General features: G+C 23.6%; 3 protein-coding genes. All 3 read left to right on the forward strand.

Features of this window, described 5'->3' with window-relative positions:
- Positions 1–1,555: Eco57I restriction-modification methylase domain-containing protein (locus N3A58_04390; GenBank protein MCX8058637.1), on the forward strand; the 1,555-nt coding region annotated here is incomplete at its 5' end.
- On the forward strand, positions 1,542–2,405 hold the full coding sequence (locus tag N3A58_04395; GenBank protein MCX8058638.1) for an SIR2 family protein: 864 nt from the start codon (positions 1,542–1,544) through the stop codon (positions 2,403–2,405). The genes N3A58_04390 and N3A58_04395, both read left to right, overlap by 14 nt.
- Positions 2,395–3,331: toll/interleukin-1 receptor domain-containing protein (locus N3A58_04400; GenBank protein MCX8058639.1), on the forward strand; the 937-nt coding region annotated here is incomplete at its 3' end. The genes N3A58_04395 and N3A58_04400, both read left to right, overlap by 11 nt.

Genomic DNA, 3,331 nt, shown 5'->3' on the forward strand with positions numbered 1-3,331 from the left:
GACACCTGAGTCAGGTGCAAAACTCACAATACAGGAAAAAGCAGAGATACTTAAAAATCATATTTTTGGAGTTGATATTGATGAGCAGGCAGTGGAAGTTACCAAACTTTCTCTCATGCTTAAAATGTTGGAAGGTGAGTGGGGTTTTGTAAAAGGCACCGCAGTTTTACCAATGCTTGATAAAAATATCAAATGTGGAAATTCGTTGATATCAGGTAATGTTCTGGAACTAACAAGATATTTTGGAAATGATTATTATAAAGTCAAGCCGTTTAATTGGGAAGAGGAGTTTAGGAGTGTTATGGTGGATGAAGGGGGATTTGATGTGGTTATCGGCAACCCACCGTATATTTTTGCCAGGGATGAAGGTTTTAAAAAAGAAGAAAAAGAATTTTTTTATAAAACTTATAAAGTCGTTCAATATCAATTAAATACTTATATAATGTTTACAGAAAAATCATACAATTTATTAAAAAATTTAGGCAGATTAGGATTTATTATACCTAATAATTGGTTAACTATTGATACATCTTTAAAGTTTAGAGAATTTATTTTAAAAAATACATATAATATTGAAATAGTAAATAGTTATGATAAGGTCTTTCAAGATGCTAATGTTGATACATCAATTTTGATTTTTTCAAAAAAAGGGGATAGTAATATTAAATTGAATGAATTAATAAATGGAAAAATATTACCAATAATAAAATGTGAGACAAAAGAATTTTTATCAGATAAAAATTTGATATTAAATTGTGATTTAATAAAAAACAAAAAAACAATAAATATTTGTCAAAAAATAAACATAAATTCTAAAAATTTGCAAGATATAGTTATAATAAAAGCAGGTATAAAAGCATATGAAATTGGGAAAGGACAACCAATACAAACCAAGGAAATGAGAGATGAAAGGGTTTATCATAGCACTAAAAAAATAAATGATAAATATTTAAAATATCTGGATGGAAAAGATGTTAAAAGATATTTAATAGATTGGAGTGGGCAATATATTAAATATGGAAAAAATTTAGCAGCGCCAAGAACCCCGGATTTATTTAAAGGAGAAAGAATTTTAGTTAGACAAATTCCTGGGAAATTACCATATTTAATATATTCAACATTAGTTAAAGAAGATTATATAAATGATTTAAATAGTATGATAATAAAAAAACAAAATAATGATTATGATTTAAGATATATTTTAGGAATAATTAATTCCAAATTAATATCATATTGGTTTTATTTTAAATTTGGGAAAATGCAAAGAAAAATTTTCCCACAATTTAAAATAAAAGAATTATCTTTATTTCCAATTAAACCTATTGACTTTTCAAATATTAGGGAAAAAGAAAAGCATGATAAGTTGTGCGAATTAGTTTCAATAATAATTGAGTTGAATGAGAAATTAAAAGTAAGAAAAAATATAAACACTATTCAAAAGCAAATTGAAAAAACTAACAAAGAAATTGACGACCTTGTCTATGACCTTTACGGGATAACGGAAGAGGAGAGGAAGATAATAGAGGGGGATATAAATCATAATGATACAAAATGAACAATACAATGCCCTTATAAATGATTTATTAAATGCAGAAAAAATTTGTTTATTTTTAGGAGCTGGATTTTCAAAACAATTGGGATTTTGGCTCTGGGATGAACTTGTAACAGAAATAATTGAAAAATTTGAAGAAGCAAAACTAACTTTTAGTGATAAGGAGCATTTAATAAGAATTGATAAAAAGTATGCTTTAGATTATTTGGAAAGTTTAAACAAAAATTATTTTTATGAATTATTAGATAGAATTTACAAGGAAAAAGCAAAGAATAAAAATATTGCTATTATAAATTCAATGTTTAATATATTAAGAGATGACAGATTTAAAATTATTACAACCAATTTTGATAGTGTATTAGAAGAAGAATTGAGTATTGAAAAAAATATGGTAAGTATAAATCCGAATTTTAATATAGATAATAAAATAAATTATATTCATGGGAGAATAGATCAAAAAGATAATTTAATATTAACACAAAAAAAATATTTTGAAAATTATTTAAAAAAAGATAGTGAATTAATTAAATTTTTATATGAGGTTTTTCAAAAGAATATTGTTTTTTTTATTGGATACAGTTTGTCTGATTATGAAATACTTCAAATTTTAAACAAAACAAAACAAAATGGAATTAATCGTTATATTTTATTACCAGAATACAAGAATAATGAAAGTTATATATCTATTTTAAAAAAAATTTATAAAGATAATTTTAATTTAACATTATTAAAATATAATATAGATAAAAATGGTTATAATGTATTAATTGATTATTTAAAAGAATTAGACAATGCACTATATAAAAAACAAGAATCACAAAATACTATGAAGGAACCAGAAAATGCAAAGTAAAGTTTTTATTTCACATTCTTCAAAAGACCATGAGTTTGTTAATGAGTTAGTGAAAAAATTAAGAAAAGATAATATTGATTTATTTGTTGATGATTTGGATATAAAGGTAGGTGATCATATTAAAGAAAAAATAGATCAAGGACTAGAAGAATGTGATTTTTTTATGGTTATATTATCAAAAAATTCTCTCCAGAGTAAATGGGTTGAGGAAGAGATAGACATAGCAACATTAAAAAAGTTATCTGGAAAAAATATTAAAATTCTTCCTGTTATACTTGATTTGGAAATAAATGAAATACCGGAAAGATTTAGAGCAATAAGAGCCGCAAGTTTTTATCATAATGAAATTAAAGATGATGAATATTTAAAAATAATAGAACAAATTCGGGACAGTGAAAAAGCTAAAGCATTAAATAAATTTCAGGAATCATTTTTTAGTGATTTGGAATATATTGATAATATTATAAAAAAATCAAGAAATGTGAACAAAACAGATGTGACCAAAACAGAAGTAGAAATTATTTTAAATAAAATAAAGAACGAAACTTATGCAAGATACTTTTTTGTTCATGCTGATAGTGAAATATGGTTTGAAATTTTAAAAATTTATGATTTTTTTGTTCCTGATGTTGAAAAATTAAAACCCATTGATAAAGGAAACGGATTTTTTTCATTGCCTTATTGGAATGTTTTGCCATATCTTGAAAAATTATCAAAAAATGAAGAATTTATTTCAAAGGATGAAAATACAAAAAGATTAATAGAAATAATTAAAAATGTTACACAAATATTGAAGGATAAAAATATTGATAATTCAAGAATTTGGGATTCTTTTATTAGTATTATTATTAATTTGCCTAATAATACTATTGATTTTGAATGTATTAGATTATTAGAAGATTGGATAAACACTAAATTTCCTATTA

It is taken from the genome of Spirochaetota bacterium (assembly GCA_026415295.1).
In the GTDB taxonomy this organism is placed as follows: Bacteria; Spirochaetota; JAAYUW01; order JAAYUW01; family JAOAHJ01; genus JAOAHJ01.

Bases quoted from the DNA above. Each gene is read 5' to 3' on its own strand.
- N3A58_04395 (MCX8058638.1), top strand. From the start codon at position 1,542: ATGATACAAAATGAACAATACAATGCCCTTATAAATGATTTATTAAAT.